Genomic DNA, 14,554 nt, shown 5'->3' with positions numbered 1-14,554 from the left:
GGCAGATCACCCCCATCAGCGCTCGCCGGATCGGCACGCGCAGGCAAACTGGAAATGACATCCATATCTATATGGAGAATAGCTCATATAGGTCGCTCATGTGGGGAGCAGGTGTGCGAGCCGAGCCGACCGCCCGGCCGGCGGCGCCGGGGATCAGCGCACTCGCCGCTCCTCCAGCGGCGCGGCCCGCAGTCGTGCGGTGGTGTCGCTCGGCAGGTGGGGGGTGTGCGCCACCAGTCGGGCGGAGTTGGCGACCACCGCGATGCTGCTGGTGTTGTGCAGCAGGGCGGCCAGGACGGGATTGATGGAGCCGCCGGCGCCTGCGACGAGGCCGGCGAGGTTGACGCCGATGGACAGCGTGTAGTTCTGCCGCACGACACGCAGGGTGTGCCGGCTGAGTTCCACCACGGCGGCGACATTGCGCAGGTCGTTTCCGGCCAGCGCGATGTCGGCGGTCTCCAGGGCGACGTGGGAGGAGTGGGCGCCCATGACGATGCCGACGTCGGCGAGCGCGAGGGCGGGGGCGTCGTTGGTGCCGTCGCCGACCATCGCCACGCTGTGACCTTCTGCCTGGAGGTCGCGGATGAGCTGGAGTTTGGCCTCGGGCAGGGCGTGGGCGTGCACCTCGGTGATGCCGAGGGTGTCGGCGACGGCCTGGGCGGTCTCGGGGGCGTCGCCGGTCAGCAGCACGATCCGGGTCACGCCGAGGTCGGTGAGCTGGTGGACGACGGTGTCGGCGCCGCCGCGCACGGCGTCGGAGAGGCCGAGCATGCCGATCAGGTTGTCGTCGTGGGCGATGCAGATGACGGTCTCACCGGCGGCGCGCAGCCGGCTCGTCCACTCCTGGGCCGTCTCGGAGAGTTCCATGCCGTGGCGGCGCAGCAGGGCGGGGCTGCCCACCAGCAGGCGGCTGCCGTCGAGTTCGGCGCGCACGCCCATCCCTAGGACGACCTCGCAGGCCTGGTGGATCGGGATGTGCAGATGCTGTTCCTCGGTGCGCCGGACGATGGCCTCGGCGAGCGGGTGGCGTGCGTGCAGTTCGCCGGAGGCCGCGAGGCTCATCACCTGGTCGGCGGTGAACGCCTCGTCGAGGGTGACCACGCTGGTGACCAGGGGGCGGCCGAGGGTGAGGGTGCCGGTCTTGTCGAAGACCACGGCGGTGACCCGGCCGACGCCCTCCAGGTGGGTGCCGCCCTTGATGAGGGTGCCCCGGCGGGCGCCGTTGCCGATGGCCGCGCTGATCGCGGTGGGGGTGGCCAGGCCCGCGGCGCAGGGGCAGGCGATGAGCAGCATGGTCATCGCCCGCCGGGCGTCGCGGGTCAGTACGTAGGTGATCCCGGCGAGGGCGAACGAGACGGGGACGAAGCGGCGGGTGAAGGCGGTGGCGACGGTCTGGATCGGGGCCCGGTCGGCCTGGGCCTCCTCGACCCGGGTGATGATCCGCCCGACGACGGTGTCCTGTCCGACCGAGGTGGCCCGTACGGTCACGGAGCCGGTGGAGACGAGGGTGCCCGCGTACACATCGCTGCCCGGCCGTACGTACACCGGGAGCGCCTCACCGGTGATGGCGGCCTGGTCCACGAGCGCCTCGCCGGACTCGGCGGTGCCGTCGACGGGGATGCGGTGGTGCTCGTAGACCGCGACCACGTCCCCGGCCCGGACCTCGGTGAGATCGACCTCCACCTCCACGCCGTCGCGGACCAGCCAGACGCGCTCCTCGCCGATGGAGAGCAACTCCTCGATGGCGCGCCGGGTCCGGCGCAGGGTGATGGCCTGCAGGAACTCACCGATGTTGAGCAGCCACAGCACCATCAGCGCGACCACGTTCTCGCGCAGCACGAGCGAGATCACGGTCGCCGTCGTCACCAGCAGATCGGTGCCCGCATGGCGTCTGCCGCCGAGCGTGCGGGCGGCGCCGCGGAAGAACGGCAGCCCCGTGAACACGGTGACCGCGCCGAGGAAACCGGCCGAGCCCCCCGGCGTCCACGGGGGCCGGCCGAGCAGTCGCCGCAGTCCCACGAGGGCGAGTACCGCGCCGCCGACCACCAGTCGCGCCACCTCTCCGGTGGAGGAGTCGGGCACGGACCGGCTGGCCCGGGCGGGCACCCCCGGCGGCGGCGCCTCGTCGAGGGCGGCGACCAGGCGGTCGACGTCGACCAGGTCGGGCTGGACCCAGACGATCACTGCGCCGGTGCGCGGGAAGATCCGCAGCGCCCGGAAACCCGGCACATCGGTGAACCGCTCGTCGACGATCCCTGCGCAGCCGGGCCGCGCCCGCAGCCACGGAACCAGCAGCCGTACGCGCCCGGCGGCCGCGGAGCGCACCACCACGCCGGAGCCGGAGGCGGGCGGGGCCACAGGGTCGGGCATGGCGACCGCCTCTCAATGCTCGTGGTCGTGGGCGTGTCCCTCGACACCGACCGCCGAGGGCGGCGGCGCCTCCTCACCCAACTGCTCCCTGGCCTCCGCCAGCAGGTCCCCTGCCTTCAGACGGGCCTCTTCGGCGGCCGCACCCAGCCGTCGCCCCGTCGTGATGCCGCCGGCGATACCGCTGACCAGAAGCCTGCGAGCCGCGGGCTTCGCCCTGGGAGCGGCCTTGGCGGCGCCCCGCAGAACCAGCGCGCCCGCGGCTCCGGACAAGGCGTAGTGCGTGACGCGGCCCACGACCGCACTGGCGAAAGCGGCGGGATGCATCATGATCTCCTTCCGCGGAGCGGATTCCTCCGTCTTCGACGCGGTAAGTCCATTCTCGTCCCGTGGTGGGCGTCGCGCATCAGCCGTTTGCGGAAGATCGCCGAGGCAGTCGTGACCGCGCAGGCCGAGGCGAGCGGAGTTAGGTTCTTGGTAAGGATTTCCATATCGGATGGCCGGAAGACGGTCTTGACATCCGTTTCCATCTAGCGTGGGCCAAGCCGGGACAGGCTGAGCTCGGCGAACAACTCACTTCATCGCGGAGGATCCCCATGCGTGCGTCCTTGTCCCGGCGTTCGGCGCCGCTCATAACCGGCGTCTGCCTGATCGCCCTGGCGGGCTGCGGCAGTTCGTCCGGCTCCGGCAGCGCCACCGACGCCTCGCAGACCCCCGTATCCTCGTCCGCCATCCCGGTGGTGGCCTCGACGAACGTCTACGGCGACATGGTCGAGCAGATCGGCGGCGCGCAGGTGAAGGTCACCTCGATCATCAGCAACCCCGACCAGGACCCGCACTCCTACGAGGCCAACAGCCGGAACCAGTTGGAGCTGTCCAAGGCGAAGGTCGTCATCGAAAACGGCGGCGGCTACGACGACTTCATCGACCGCATGCTCAAGAGCAGCGACAACTCGTCCGCCGAGGTCATCAACGCGGTCAAGGTCTCCGGGAAGACCGCCCCGTCGGGCGGGGAACTCAACGAGCACGTCTGGTACGACTTCCCCACCGTGGCCAAGCTCGCCGACAGCATCGCCGCCGCCCTGGGCAAGGCCGACCCGGACGACGCCGGGACCTTCACCAAGAACGCGAACGCCTTCAAGGCGCGGCTGAAGCCGCTTCAGGAGAAGGAAGCGCAGATCAAGACCGACCACGGCGGCGAGGAGGTGGCCGTCACCGAACCCGTACCGCTGTACATGATCGAGGCCTGCGGCCTGAAGAACGCGACGCCGGAGGAGTTCAGCGAGGCCATCGAGGAGGGCGACGACGTCTCCCCGAGGACCCTGCAGGCCACGCTGGCGCTGTTCACCGACAACAAGGTCAAGGCGCTGATCTACAACGAGCAGACCTCCGGCCCGCAGACCGAGAAGGTCGAACAGGCGGCCAAGTCCGCCGGAATTCCCGTCGTCCCCGTGACCGAAACCCTGCCCCAGGGCAAGGACTACATCGGCTGGATGACCGCCACCGTCGACGCGCTCGCGAGCGCGCTGGCCAAGTGAGGCGGTCCACCATGGCCGCCGTGCCCCACGCCCGCACCCGCGACCGCGGGACGACCGACGACGACCATCGCACCGACGGCGCGGTGATCAGCCTGCGCGGAGCGGCCCTCTCCTACGGCGAGCGCGTGCTGTGGCAGGACCTCGATCTCGACGTACAGCCGGGCGAGTTCCTGGCCGTGCTCGGGCCCAACGGAACGGGCAAGACCAGCTTCGTACGCGCCCTGCTCGGCCAACGGCAGCTCTCCGCCGGCACCCTGACGGTCCTGGGCCGCCCGCCCCGCAAGGGCAGTCGGCACATCGGCTACGTCCCACAGCAGGCGACGCTGTCCGCGCACGCCATGCTGCGCGCCCGGGACCTGGTCCGCTTCGGCATCGACGGACACGGCTTCGGACCCCGGCTGCGCACGGGCGCCGTACGGCAACGGGTCGACGAGGTGCTCGCGTCGGTCGGCGCCGCCGCGTTCGGGGACGTACCCCTCGGCCTGCTCTCCGGCGGCGAACGGCAGCGCGTGCGCATCGGGCAGGCGCTGGCGACCGACCCGCGGATCCTGCTGTGCGACGAGCCACTGCTCTCCCTCGACCTGCACCATCAGCGGGCCGTGACGGAACTGGTGGACGCCCGGCGCCGCTCCCACGGCACGGCGGTGGTCTTCGTGACCCACGAGATCAACCCCGTGCTGGGACTGGTGGACCGCGTGCTGTACCTCGCCCGTGGCGCCCACCGGGTCGGCACACCGGACGAGGTGCTGACCTCCGAGGCGCTGTCGCAGCTGTACGGCACGCAGGTCGACGTCATCCGCGTCCGGAACCGGATCACGGTGGTGGGCGTGCCCGACGAGGTGGCCGAGCCACCGCATCACCCCGAACTGCCGCACGGAGTACGGCCATGACCCTCGCCGAGGGGATCTGGCAGCAGATCTTCAATTTCGACAACTACGGCGAACTGCTCGCCCTGGTCCGCAACTCCCTCATCGCCGGCGTCGCCCTCGGCCTGGTCGGTGGGCTGGTCGGAGTCTTCGTGATCATGCGGGACCTGCCGTTCGCGGTGCACGGCATCAGTGAGCTGTCGTTCGCCGGGGCCTCGGCCGCGCTGCTGCTGGGGGTGAACATCGTGGCGGGCTCGATCGTCGGATCGCTGATCGCGGCCGGCACGATCGGCCTGCTCGGCTCACGCGCCCGGGACCGCAACTCGGTGATCGGCACGATCATGCCGTTCGGCCTCGGCCTCGGTGTGCTCTTCCTCGCCCTGTACGAGGGCCGGGCGGCGAACAAGTTCGGCATCCTCACCGGGCAGATCGTCGCCGTCGACACCCCGCAGACGTCCTGGCTGCTCGGTACGTCGGCGGTGGTGCTGGCGGCGCTGGCGGTCATGTGGCGGCCGCTCGCCTTCTCCAGCGCCGACCCGGAGGTGGCCGAGGCGCGCGGGGTGCCGGTCCGCGCGCTGTCGTTCGCCTTCATGCTCGTGCTGGGCCTCGCGGTCGCGCTGTCCGTGCAGATCGTGGGGGCGCTGCTGGTCCTCACCCTGGTCGTCACCCCCGCGGCCGCCGCGGCCAGGGTGACCGCGTCGCCGGTGCTGTTGCCCGTGCTGAGCGTGGTCTTCGCGGTCGCCTCGATCGAGGGCGGGATCCTGCTCGCCCTGGGCAGCAGCATCCCCATCAGCCCGTACGTCACCACCATCTCGTTCACGATCTACCTGGTCTGCCGGGCCGCAGGCACGTACCGGGCCCGGCAGTGTGGGGCGAGGAGGTCATCGAGCTAGCAGTCCGGCCAGGGCGCCGGTGACTTCCAGGCCGTCCGGAGTACGTCACAGGCGACCGGCGACCCGCGCTGCGGGTCGCCGGTCGAAACAACGCGCTCGGGTCACACCCAGCAGCCGTTGACCGTGGCGGCGAGGCCGTCCAGGGCGTCCTTGATGTCGTTCCCGTTGGCGGTGGAGCCGTTCTCGACGAAGGAGAAGATCTTCCAGCGCCCGTCCTGCGCCTTCGTCATGCCGCTCAGAGCGATGGCGCCGGTGAGGGTGCCGGTCTTGGCCTTGACCTTGCCGACGGCACACTGGGAGTCGGGAGTGTCGAAGCGGCCCCACTCGGGCCCAAGGGTGGCCCCCGCCTCGCCCGCGACGGGCAGGCCGTCCGCGATGTACTTCAGGGTCTGGCGGTAGCGGGGGTCGGTGGTCAGGTCGAGGATGTCGGCCAGGGTCTGGGCCGGGATCCGATTGGAGCGGGACAGCCCGCTGCCGTCGTACATCTCGAAGTGGTCCAGCGACACGCCGTACCGCTGGCTGAGTACGGCCCGTGCGACCGCCGTCCCGTCCTCGAACGTGGCCGGTCGGCCGGCGCCGAGCGCGGTCATCCGCAGCAGCGTCTCGGCGATGTTGTTGTCGCTCACCTTGAGCATGTGCTTCACGATCGTGGACAGCTCGTCGGACTGGTGCTGAGCCACGGGGACGTTGCCTGCTCCGGCCACGCCTCGGGTGACGTCGCCGGTGACGGTGACACCCCGGTCGGCGAGGAGCTTCGCGAAGACCTGCCCCGCGTCCAGGGAGGTATCCGTGACGGCGTGTCCGTCCACCACCAGGGGCCGCACCGGCGCGACCTCGTTCGGGTAGTAGCCGGTGTTCCAGCCGGTGGCGAGTGTGGGCTCGGGGAAGAGACTGTCGTCGACTTGGACCTGCACCGACGTGAGACCCGCGTTGTTCAGCCCCGCGACGGCGGTCTTGGCGAGCGCGTCGAGGTCGTCGGCGGTGAGCGTGCGGTCCCCGCCGCCGACGAGGGTGAGTGTGCCGTCGGCGTAGACGACCTTGGTGGTGAACCGGTGGTCGGGGCCGAGCACGGTCAGCGCGGCGGCGGCGGTGGCGAGTTTGGTGTTGGACGCGGGCATCAGCGCGGTGGTCGCGTTGTGGCCCCAGACGACCTTGTCGGTCTTGGCGTCGATCACGACACCGCTGAGCGTGCTGCCGAGGCGCACGTCCTGGCTGCGTGTGTTCAGGTTGCCCGCGATCTTCTGCTCGGCGGCGTTGAGGTCGGTGACGGAGGTCGTCTTGGAGACGGCCTTGCCGGCGGCGAAGGCCGACGGGGCGGCCAGGATCGCCCCCGCGATGGGGGCGGTCGCCGCGATCACGAGCGTTCGGCGGACCGCCGGGCTCATCGCTTTGGGCTTGCGGTGACGTCCGCCGACGGCGGAAGTTGAGGTTCTGGGCACGTGGGGGGCCTCGGTATGGGGTTCGGTGGACGAGCGAACTGAAAGATCTTGAAGGGGAAAGTAGCAAGAGCGGGCCGGGCTACTGCCAAGTACTCGTGAAGGAGCGCGTCGAGACGACCGCGAAGACCGGCAACGAACGTAAGGGCGTTCCGTGTCGGGTCTGCTTCCGCCGGCGCCCGCTCGGCCTCGTCGGTCGCCTTCCGGCTGTTGCTCGGCGTGGGCGCGGCGGCGGTGTTCACCCACCGTGGCCTTTCTCGCCCTTTACCGGGGGCAGGCCCGGGACCGGGCGATGGGCTGGCGGACGACCGCCACCACGGCGGGCGGGTTCGTGTACCCGCCGGCGGCCGGGGCGCTGGGCAACGTCTCCGGGCACGCGCCCTTCGCGCGCTGCGGCTGCTGCGCCGGCATCCGAAGCTGGCGGCGTTGTGCGGACTGTGGGTGGCCACCACCGCGCTGATGATGGTCCTGGCCGTGTTCCTGCCCCGCCGCCTGGACCAACTCGGCATCCACGACCCTCTCTTGGTCGCCCTGTACGGCGTGGTCATCGCCTCGGCCGCCGCGAGCGCGGTCGGCCTGACCTACGCCAGGCTCACCGCCCGGCTCGGCCATGCGGTCCGATGCGCATCGCGGCCGGCGCCTGGACGGCGGCTCTCCTGGTCTTCGCCTGCGCCGACCACGCCCTGCCCCTGCTCCTCGTACCGGCGCTGACGGGGCTCGGCAACGGCATCGCCACGCCCACCCCGACCGTCCTGGTCGACCACGCCGCCGCCCCGCCTCGCCCCTGCTCTTCGGCCCGCTGATCGACTCCACCTCCATCACCACGCGGAGCCCTGGCTTCCGCGGCCGGTACCGCGGCCATCCTCATCGCCCTGTTCCGGCTGAAGGACCCACCGCAGGCACGCCCCCGAGAGAAGGCGGAGGACGAAGAGGCCCCGGCTGCCAACAGCGACGCCTGAAGCTCACCGTCGTCCCGAGCTGACGGCCCGGACGAAGCGGCACCCCGGTGGTCGCCCAAAGGTGGCCGTCCTCAGCGGCGAGCCGGCCCGCCAACCCCACGCGGGAGCAGCAGCGAGACGACCGCGACGACCAGAAGTACGGCCGCCATCGCCCCGAAGGCCCGCGCGTAGCCAGCGGTGCGGCCGCCCACGTCGGCCGCGAGACCGAGCGCGCCGCCCATCTGCTCGGTCGTGTTCATCACCCCCGAAGCCGCCCCGGCGTCGTCCTCGGCGACTGCGCTGGTCCCAGCAGGCCGTCGACGTAGCCGCGTCCGCCCGTTGCCGGGAAGCGTGGCCTTACGGCGTGTCCGGTGCGTTGCCGGCCAGGTAGACGGTGTTGGACGAGGTGCCGCCCTGCAGGGGGTTGTCGAACTCGACGATGTGGGCTGTTGCTTGGGCGAAGACCACGGTGAGCGCGGAGGTGAACCGGTCGTCGGGCGGGTCGTTCGACCACAGGGCGAACACGCCGTCGGGGTGGAGGTGTGCGGCCAGGGCGCGGAGCCCGGCGGGCTGGTAGAGCGCCGCGTGGCGTGGGTGGAGCACGTGGCGTGGTGAGTGGTCGATGTCCAGCAGGATGGCGTGGAAGCGTCGGCCGGGCTCATCGGGGTCCAGGCCGATGGAATCGGCGGCCATGGCGAAGAAGTCGCCGTGCACCAGGCGGCAGCGGGTGTCCGAGGTGAGCCGAGAGCCGAGAGGCACCAGGCCACGCCGGTGCCAGTCGATGACTTCGGCGAGCGCGTCGATCACGGTCAGCGTACGGACCCGGGGGTCGTCCAGCGCCGCCGCTGCGGTGTAGCCGAGTCCGAGTCCGCCGACGGCGACGTCCAGTTCGGCGTCCGGCAGCTTCGCCAGCGCGAGTTCCGCCAGCGCGGTCTCGCCGGTGGTGAAGAGGCTGGACATCAGGAACTCGTCGCCGAGTTTCACCTCGTACACGTCGTCTCCCGACACCGGGTGGCGGCGGCGCCGCAGACTGATCTCACCGATCGGTGTCGGCTGCCAGTCGATCTCCTCGAAACGTACGCTCATCCGTTCCCCTTTCTGGCTCTTCGGTGTGCTGGTGTGGGGGCCCGGCCCGGTCAGGCGTCGATGATGACGGGGATGATCAGCGGCCTGCGGCGGTGCGTGCGGAACGCCCAGTTGGCCACGGCTCGGGCGATCAGCTGTTCGAGCTGGTGGGCGTCGCCGACGCCTTCCTGCGCGGCGTTGGCCAGCGTCTTCTCGATGACGGGGATGACGGGCTCGAAGGTGGTGTCGTCGTGGACGAAGCCGCGGGCCAGGAAGTCGGGGGGCTCGGCCAGGGCGCCGGTGTCGGCGTCGACGATGGCCACGACCGTGACGACGCCCTCCTCGGCGAGGATGCGGCGGTCCTTGAGAGATCCCTCCGTGGCGCCGCCGACTTCCATGCCCTCCACGTAGACGTTGCCCGCGGGCACCTTGCCGGTGATGGATGCGCGGCCGTCGACGAGGTCGACGACGACGCCGTCCTCGGCGATGACGACGCGGTCGGGGTCGACGCCGGTGCGGATGGCGAGGTCGGCGTTGGCCCGCAGGTGACGGAACTCGCCGTGGACGGGCATGACGTTGCGGGGGCGGACGATGTTGTAGCAGTAGACGAGTTCCCCGGCGCTGGCGTGGCCGGAGACGTGCACCTTGGCGTTGCCCTTGTGGACGACGTTGGCGCCCCACCGGGTCAGTCCGTTGATCACGCGGTAGACGGCGTTCTCGTTGCCGGGGATGAGGGAGCTGGCGAGCAGGACGGTGTCGCCCTCGCCGATGCGGATCATGTGGTCGCGGTTGGCCATCCGCGACAGTGCGGCCATCGGCTCGCCCTGGGACCCCGTGCACACCAGCGTGATCTGATGGGCGGGCAGCTTCTCCAGTTCCCTGGTGGTGACCAGCAGGCCGGGCGGGACCTTGAGGTAGCCCAGGTCGCGGGCGATGCCCATGTTGCGGACCATCGAGCGCCCCACGAAGGCCACCTTGCGGCCGTGCTGGTGGGCGGCGTCGAGGATCTGCTGGATGCGGTGTACGTGGCTGGCGAAGCTGGAGACGATGACCCGGCGTGGTGCGGTGCGCATGACCTGTTCGATCGCGGGGTTCAGTTCGCGTTCGGAGGTGGTGAAGCCGGGGACCTCGGCGTTGGTGGAGTCGGTGAGGAACAGGTCGACGCCCTCCTCGCCGAGGCGGGCGAAGGCGCGCAGGTCGGTGATGCGGTCGTCCAGGGGGAACTGGTCCATCTTGAAATCACCGGTGTGCAGCACCAGCCCGGCCCCGGTACGGATCGCTATCGCAAGGCCGTCCGGGATGGAGTGGTTGACGGCCACGAACTCGCAGTCGAAGGGTCCGAAGCCGCGCCGGTCGCCCTCGCGCACGCGCACCGTGCGGGGGCGGATGCCGTGTTCCTTGAGCTTGGCCTCAATGAAGGCGAGGGTGAGCTTGGAGCCGACGACGGGGATGTCGGACCGCTCCCTGAGCAGGTAGGGAACGCCGCCGATGTGGTCTTCGTGGCCGTGGGTGAGGACGATGGCCACGATGTCGTCGAGGCGGTCCCGGATCGAGGTGAAGTCGGGCAGGATCACATCCACGCCGGGCTGGGTCTCCTCCGGGAACAGCACACCGCAGTCCACGATCAGCAGCTTGCCGGCATGCTCGAAGACGGTCATGTTGCGACCGATTTCGCCCAGGCCGCCCAGGGCGGTGATCCTCAGCCCCCCTGCGGGCAGTGGCGGGGCGGCTTTGAGTTCTGGGTGCGGATGGCTCATACCCTGACGTTACCGGAGAGTCTGCCGAGGTGATCCACTGCCTGCAGTGAGCGGGGAGGGACAGTGAGCGGTGGAGGCGGTCGCCCCGGGACCCCCGCCGTCCTCGGGGCTGTACGGCGATGAGGCCGTCGACGAGGTGGCGCTGCCGCTCGGGTCCGTCGACGTCGAAGGCGGCGGTGATCAGGCAGCCGGGAACGCGGACGCGGGTCTCGTGCTCCTCGGCCAGGCTGCGCGCCTACCGGGCGATCGACCGGTTCGACGGCCGCCACCCGCGCGCCTGGCCGCTGATCATCATGCGGCGGGCGGAGATCAAACGGCACCGCAGGCGCAGGCCCCACCTGCTCGACGACCCCGACACCGACCTCGACCGCCTGTCCTCCGTCGACGCGGCCGAGTCGCCCGAGGAGCTGGTGGTCGGAAAGGGCTTCGACGAGGCGGTCGGCGCCGCGCCGGCCGCCCTGCCCGACAGGCACCGGCAGGTCGTCCGGCTGGTCGACATCGGAGGGCTCAGCTACGCGGAGGCCGCCGCGCTGCTGGACGTGCCGGAGGGGACCGTGATGAGCCGCCTGCACCGCACCCGCAAGGGCATCAGAACCCAGCTGGCGGCAGCCGGGCTCGCGCCCAGGAGGAGCATGCTGTGATCGGGCGCCGGGGCGGGATGGCGTACCACCGCATGAGCTGCGGGGAGGTGGTCCGGCACCTGCAGGCGTGCCTGGACGGCGAGGCCGAAGCGCCCTGGCCCGCCAGGAGACCCCGGACGGAACCACCCTGGCGCGGCTGCGCGCTTTCGGCACGCAGCGCCGCGTCCGGCGGCAACGACGGCAGATACGGCGCTTCGCCTCCCTTCGGGGTACGGCTGTCACGTCCTGCCAGCGGTCAGCACGTCGGCGAGTTCCCGCATGTCCCGTGCGCTGTGGGTCGGCCGGGACATCGTCTGCGGGTAGACGGCCGTGCCCCGCCGCAGCCAGGCGCCGCCCAGCCCCGCCCGCAGTGCGCCGTCGACGTCCCAGGGATGCACGGCGACCAGCAGGGCCTGGTACGGCTGTACTCCGGTGTGCTCGACGGCGTACCGGTACGCGGCCGGGGCCGGCTTCCAGCACCGTGGCCCGCGCACGTCCAGCAGCGCCTCGAAGGACTCCAGGAGCCCCGCCTCGGCCAACAGCCGCTCGGTCAGCGCCGAACTGCCGTTGGTCATCGTCACCAGCCGGAACCCGGCCGCGCTCAACCGCCGTACGCCGTCCGGGACATCGGGGTGCACCTCCACATGGGCGAACCCGTCCAGGACGTGCCGGGCCGCGGCCTCGACCTCCCCGGCCCACCCCGCCACGCCCGGCAGCAGCGCCCGCAGCCCGTCCAGGGCGACGGACGCGAAGTCCGCGTACGCTCCCGCGGCCGTGAGCGCGAACCCGTCGCGCAGCACCCCGGCGAACCAGGTGGGCATCAGATCCGCGGGGGCTCCGACGTCCTCGAAACGGACCCGCAGCGGGCTGAGGTCACTGAGCGTCTCGTTCACGTCGAAGACCAGGACCTGCGGATCCCGGTGACCGTCGTCGGGCATGGTGTCCTCCATATACGCGCGGGTCCGCGGTCGGCCTCGGCCTGGGCCGGTTGACTGATCGGCCGTTCATCCCGCGAGCGGGGGCGGCGTGGCCGGGATGTCCAGGTCGGTGCGGAGACACCGACCTGGTCCGATGACGATACGTGGCGCGCCCTGCGCTCGGTCACCAGCGGATCCCTGCTGATGGCCGGGTCGGCTGCGCCCGGGGGCTCGTCGTGCCCCCGGGACATCTGGCGAGAGGGCGGTGTGGCCTGCGTCGGCCTGAACCGCCGATCACACGCCGGTCCGGCGTGCTCAGCAGCAGGCGGCGCCCGCGTCGGCGGTGCCCTCCGCGTCGGCGGGCGCGCACGGGAACAGGCCGAAGTGGGCGGACTTGTCGCCGGTGACGGTGAAGTGGGGCGCGTAGCGGGTGGCGGAGAGCATGTCGGCGGTGTTGCCGCACACCAGCACCGGCTTGCCGGTGCGGAAGCGGTGGTGGTCGTCGAGGTCGAAGGCATGCGGGTGCTCGGGGACGGTGCCGCGGTAGACGGCGACTTGGCCGTAGTCCTCGCAGCGGTCCTCCAACGGCAGCTTGAAGGCCCGCACGGTGCGGGACGTGAAGGCCGCGAAGCCGATCTTCCGGTCGATGTCCGGGTCGTCGATCGTCACCGGCGAGGCGGTCACCGTGCGGGCGTCCGTGCAGCCGTTGCGCTCCAGAAGGCGGCGGAAGTCCTCGGTGTAGAGGGCTCCGGCAAGGCACTCGCCGACCAGGACCGGGTCGGTCATCAGCGCGGCGGGCAGGCGGCGGTCGGCGAAGATGTCGGAGAAGTACAGCTCGCCGCCCTCCTTGAGAACTCGGAAGATCTCGGCGAGGACGCGCGGCTTGTCCGGCGACAGGTTCACCACACAGTTGGAGACGACCACGTCCACCGATGCGTGCCCGATCCCGGCGGCGGCCAGGTCCTCGATGTAGCCCCGGCGGAACTCCACGTTGGCGTAGCCGAACCGCTGCGCGTGCCAGTCCGTGTGCCGTCGGGCGACGGCCAGCTGCTCGTCGGTCATGTCGACGCCGATCACCCGGCCGGTCGGGCCGACCAACTGCGCCAGCACGTACGCGTCGCGGCCGCTGCCGCAGCCCAGGTCCAGCACAGTGGCCCCCTCCAGGGCCGGAGGGATCGGCGAACCGCAGCCGTAGAAGCGGTCCAGAACCTCCTCGTGCACCCGGCCGAGCGCGGCGGCGATGTGCGGCGGCGGTGCCGCGTTCGTGCAGCACGCCGACGTCTTCAGGTCCGCGGAGGACGCGAGCACCTTGCCGTAGTAATCCTTGACCGCCTCTTCGACGGACGTGCCGGGCGCCCGGGACTCCTCGGATACGTCGACCGTCATCTCTCTCCCTTGGGATGTGAGCCTTGCGCATCGCATCGGCAGCAGATCACCGCCGACGTGCCGTGCGTCGGGAACCCGCTGTGCCGAGGTGAGCATTCCGTTGCTGTGAACCCGGCCGTCATGGCGGCGGTCGCGGCCAGCGCGCGGCCGACGGCGGCGATGGGGGCCCCGCTGGAGCGAAGCCGAGAGCGGGGCGGGGTGGGCGCGTCGTCGCCGAGGACGAGCAGCGAGAGGCAGGCGGGCAGCAGGGCGAAGCCGCAGGGGTTCACCGCGGCGAGCATGCCGGCCGGACAGGGCGAGGGCGAGGGGCAGGTCGGCCATGGTCGTGGGGGCGTCAGCCGACGAGGGCGGCGACCTCGGCTGTTTCGGGTGCCTGGGCCCGGCAGGTGGGGCACCAGGGCGCCCAGAATCACAGCACGGTGGGCTTCCCGGCCAGCGTCGCGCCGTCGAAGGGCTTGCCGTCGATCGTTGTGCCGGTGAAGCGCAGGGCGGCGGGTACCGACGCGCCGTCGGCGTCCGAGGGGCTGTTCGGCGTACCGGGTGCCGTGGCCGTGGGGCCGCTGTCACTGGCCGCTGGACCCGTGGATGCCGTGCTGTCGGTCTCCGTGCCACAGCCGGTCAGGGCGAGCACGGTGGCGGTGAGCAGGGCTGGGGCGATCAGGAGGGCACGCATGCGAGGGCTCCTGGCGGGGGGATGAGAAGTTTTCACGGTAGAGCGGGGGACGGCGGCTTCGACCTGGCCGGGGGCTCGCGGAAGTGTGACGGGGTGCG

Annotated in this window: 14 protein-coding genes and 1 pseudogene; 5 read left to right on the top strand and 10 right to left on the bottom strand. The window is 71.3% G+C overall.

What is annotated here, in order from left to right:
* Nucleotides 1-153: 153 nt before the first annotated feature.
* The gene (locus HJD23_RS07750; RefSeq protein ID WP_171110309.1) at nucleotides 154-2,370 is read right to left on the bottom strand and encodes a cation-translocating P-type ATPase; all 2,217 of its coding nucleotides are present in this window, start codon (nucleotides 2,368-2,370) and stop codon (nucleotides 154-156) included.
* Between the two features lie 12 nt (nucleotides 2,371-2,382).
* A complete protein-coding gene (locus tag HJD23_RS07745) occupies nucleotides 2,383-2,697 on the bottom strand; it encodes a DUF1490 family protein (protein ID WP_232107586.1) in 315 nt (104 codons plus the stop codon).
* Between the two features lie 266 nt (nucleotides 2,698-2,963).
* On the opposite strand from HJD23_RS07745, the gene HJD23_RS07740 reads away from it, so the two are divergent.
* The 3 genes from HJD23_RS07740 to HJD23_RS07730 all read left to right on the top strand — a co-directional run bounded on the left by HJD23_RS07740 (nucleotide 2,964) and on the right by HJD23_RS07730 (nucleotide 5,664).
* Nucleotides 2,964-3,905 carry a zinc ABC transporter substrate-binding protein gene (locus HJD23_RS07740; RefSeq protein ID WP_171110308.1) on the top strand — a complete coding sequence of 314 codons (942 nt, stop codon included), beginning with the start codon at nucleotides 2,964-2,966 and terminating at the stop codon, nucleotides 3,903-3,905.
* 83 nt (nucleotides 3,906-3,988) lie between these two features.
* Nucleotides 3,989-4,795, top strand: a complete 807-nt coding sequence (locus tag HJD23_RS07735; RefSeq protein ID WP_171111733.1) for an ATP-binding cassette domain-containing protein — start codon at nucleotides 3,989-3,991, stop codon at nucleotides 4,793-4,795.
* The gene (locus tag HJD23_RS07730; RefSeq protein WP_171110307.1) at nucleotides 4,792-5,664 is read left to right on the top strand and encodes a metal ABC transporter permease; all 873 of its coding nucleotides are present in this window, start codon (nucleotides 4,792-4,794) and stop codon (nucleotides 5,662-5,664) included. The genes HJD23_RS07735 and HJD23_RS07730 overlap by 4 nt, the downstream gene beginning before the upstream one ends.
* A 101-nt stretch (nucleotides 5,665-5,765) precedes the next feature.
* Here HJD23_RS07730 and dacB read toward each other — a convergent pair whose 3' ends face one another.
* Nucleotides 5,766-7,049, bottom strand: coding sequence for a D-alanyl-D-alanine carboxypeptidase/D-alanyl-D-alanine-endopeptidase (gene dacB / locus HJD23_RS07725; RefSeq protein ID WP_171110306.1), 1,284 nt, complete (start codon nucleotides 7,047-7,049; stop codon nucleotides 5,766-5,768).
* Nucleotides 7,050-7,720: 671 nt separating this feature from the next.
* On the opposite strand from dacB, the gene HJD23_RS07720 reads away from it, so the two are divergent.
* Complete coding sequence (locus tag HJD23_RS07720) at nucleotides 7,721-7,903, top strand: hypothetical protein (protein WP_171110305.1); 183 nt, start codon at nucleotides 7,721-7,723, stop codon at nucleotides 7,901-7,903.
* A 227-nt stretch (nucleotides 7,904-8,130) separates the two neighbouring features.
* Here HJD23_RS07720 and HJD23_RS07715 read toward each other — a convergent pair whose 3' ends face one another.
* From HJD23_RS07715 to HJD23_RS07705, 3 genes are all read right to left on the bottom strand, one after another.
* Nucleotides 8,131-8,298 (bottom strand): hypothetical protein, encoded by a 168-nt coding sequence (locus HJD23_RS07715; protein ID WP_171110304.1) that lies wholly within the window; start codon nucleotides 8,296-8,298, stop codon nucleotides 8,131-8,133.
* Between the two features lie 97 nt (nucleotides 8,299-8,395).
* Nucleotides 8,396-9,124, bottom strand: coding sequence for a spermidine synthase (locus HJD23_RS07710; protein ID WP_171110303.1), 729 nt, complete (start codon nucleotides 9,122-9,124; stop codon nucleotides 8,396-8,398).
* Between the two features lie 50 nt (nucleotides 9,125-9,174).
* Nucleotides 9,175-10,860, bottom strand: a complete 1,686-nt coding sequence (locus tag HJD23_RS07705; protein WP_171110302.1) for a ribonuclease J — start codon at nucleotides 10,858-10,860, stop codon at nucleotides 9,175-9,177.
* Between the two features lie 176 nt (nucleotides 10,861-11,036).
* Here HJD23_RS07705 and HJD23_RS07700 point away from each other — a divergent pair, with 176 nt between their 5' ends.
* Nucleotides 11,037-11,501, top strand: coding sequence for a sigma-70 family RNA polymerase sigma factor (locus HJD23_RS07700; protein ID WP_240980658.1), 465 nt, complete (start codon nucleotides 11,037-11,039; stop codon nucleotides 11,499-11,501).
* A gap of 218 nt (nucleotides 11,502-11,719) precedes the next feature.
* Here the strand turns inward: HJD23_RS07700 and HJD23_RS07695 are convergent, their stop codons facing one another.
* The 4 genes and pseudogenes from HJD23_RS07695 to HJD23_RS07685 all read right to left on the bottom strand — a co-directional run bounded on the left by HJD23_RS07695 (nucleotide 11,720) and on the right by HJD23_RS07685 (nucleotide 14,456).
* On the bottom strand, nucleotides 11,720-12,418 hold the full coding sequence (locus HJD23_RS07695; RefSeq protein ID WP_171110300.1) for a haloacid dehalogenase type II: 699 nt from the start codon (nucleotides 12,416-12,418) through the stop codon (nucleotides 11,720-11,722).
* A 294-nt stretch (nucleotides 12,419-12,712) separates the two neighbouring features.
* On the bottom strand, nucleotides 12,713-13,783 hold the full coding sequence (locus HJD23_RS07690; RefSeq protein ID WP_171110299.1) for a methyltransferase domain-containing protein: 1,071 nt from the start codon (nucleotides 13,781-13,783) through the stop codon (nucleotides 12,713-12,715).
* 101 nt (nucleotides 13,784-13,884) lie between these two features.
* Nucleotides 13,885-14,104: pseudogene (locus HJD23_RS43595) on the bottom strand (hypothetical protein); the annotation flags it as partial.
* A gap of 88 nt (nucleotides 14,105-14,192) precedes the next feature.
* Nucleotides 14,193-14,456 (bottom strand): hypothetical protein, encoded by a 264-nt coding sequence (locus HJD23_RS07685; protein WP_171110298.1) that lies wholly within the window; start codon nucleotides 14,454-14,456, stop codon nucleotides 14,193-14,195.
* Between the last annotated feature and the right edge of the window lie 98 nt (nucleotides 14,457-14,554).

Origin of the sequence: Streptomyces sp. Z423-1 (assembly GCF_013009255.1) — a bacterium.
Lineage (GTDB): Bacteria > Actinomycetota > Actinomycetes > Streptomycetales > Streptomycetaceae > Streptomyces > Streptomyces gossypiisoli.
Note: the sequence above shows the minus strand (reverse complement) of the source record. Positions and strands in the feature narration are given on the sequence as shown.

Bases quoted from the DNA above. Each gene is read 5' to 3' on its own strand.
- HJD23_RS07695 (WP_171110300.1), bottom strand. From the start codon at position 12,418: ATGCCCGACGACGGTCACCGGGATCCGCAGGTCCTGGTCTTCGACGTG.
- dacB (WP_171110306.1), bottom strand. From the start codon at position 7,049: ATGAGCCCGGCGGTCCGCCGAACGCTCGTGATCGCGGCGACCGCCCCC.
- HJD23_RS07750 (WP_171110309.1), bottom strand. From the start codon at position 2,370: ATGCCCGACCCTGTGGCCCCGCCCGCCTCCGGCTCCGGCGTGGTGGTG.
- HJD23_RS07715 (WP_171110304.1), bottom strand. From the start codon at position 8,298: ATGAACACGACCGAGCAGATGGGCGGCGCGCTCGGTCTCGCGGCCGAC.
- HJD23_RS07685 (WP_171110298.1), bottom strand. From the start codon at position 14,456: ATGCGTGCCCTCCTGATCGCCCCAGCCCTGCTCACCGCCACCGTGCTC.
- HJD23_RS07740 (WP_171110308.1), top strand. From the start codon at position 2,964: ATGCGTGCGTCCTTGTCCCGGCGTTCGGCGCCGCTCATAACCGGCGTC.
- HJD23_RS07705 (WP_171110302.1), bottom strand. From the start codon at position 10,860: ATGAGCCATCCGCACCCAGAACTCAAAGCCGCCCCGCCACTGCCCGCA.
- HJD23_RS07710 (WP_171110303.1), bottom strand. From the start codon at position 9,124: ATGAGCGTACGTTTCGAGGAGATCGACTGGCAGCCGACACCGATCGGT.
- HJD23_RS07730 (WP_171110307.1), top strand. From the start codon at position 4,792: ATGACCCTCGCCGAGGGGATCTGGCAGCAGATCTTCAATTTCGACAAC.
- HJD23_RS07690 (WP_171110299.1), bottom strand. From the start codon at position 13,783: ATGACGGTCGACGTATCCGAGGAGTCCCGGGCGCCCGGCACGTCCGTC.
- HJD23_RS07720 (WP_171110305.1), top strand. From the start codon at position 7,721: ATGCGCATCGCGGCCGGCGCCTGGACGGCGGCTCTCCTGGTCTTCGCC.
- HJD23_RS07745 (WP_232107586.1), bottom strand. From the start codon at position 2,697: ATGATGCATCCCGCCGCTTTCGCCAGTGCGGTCGTGGGCCGCGTCACG.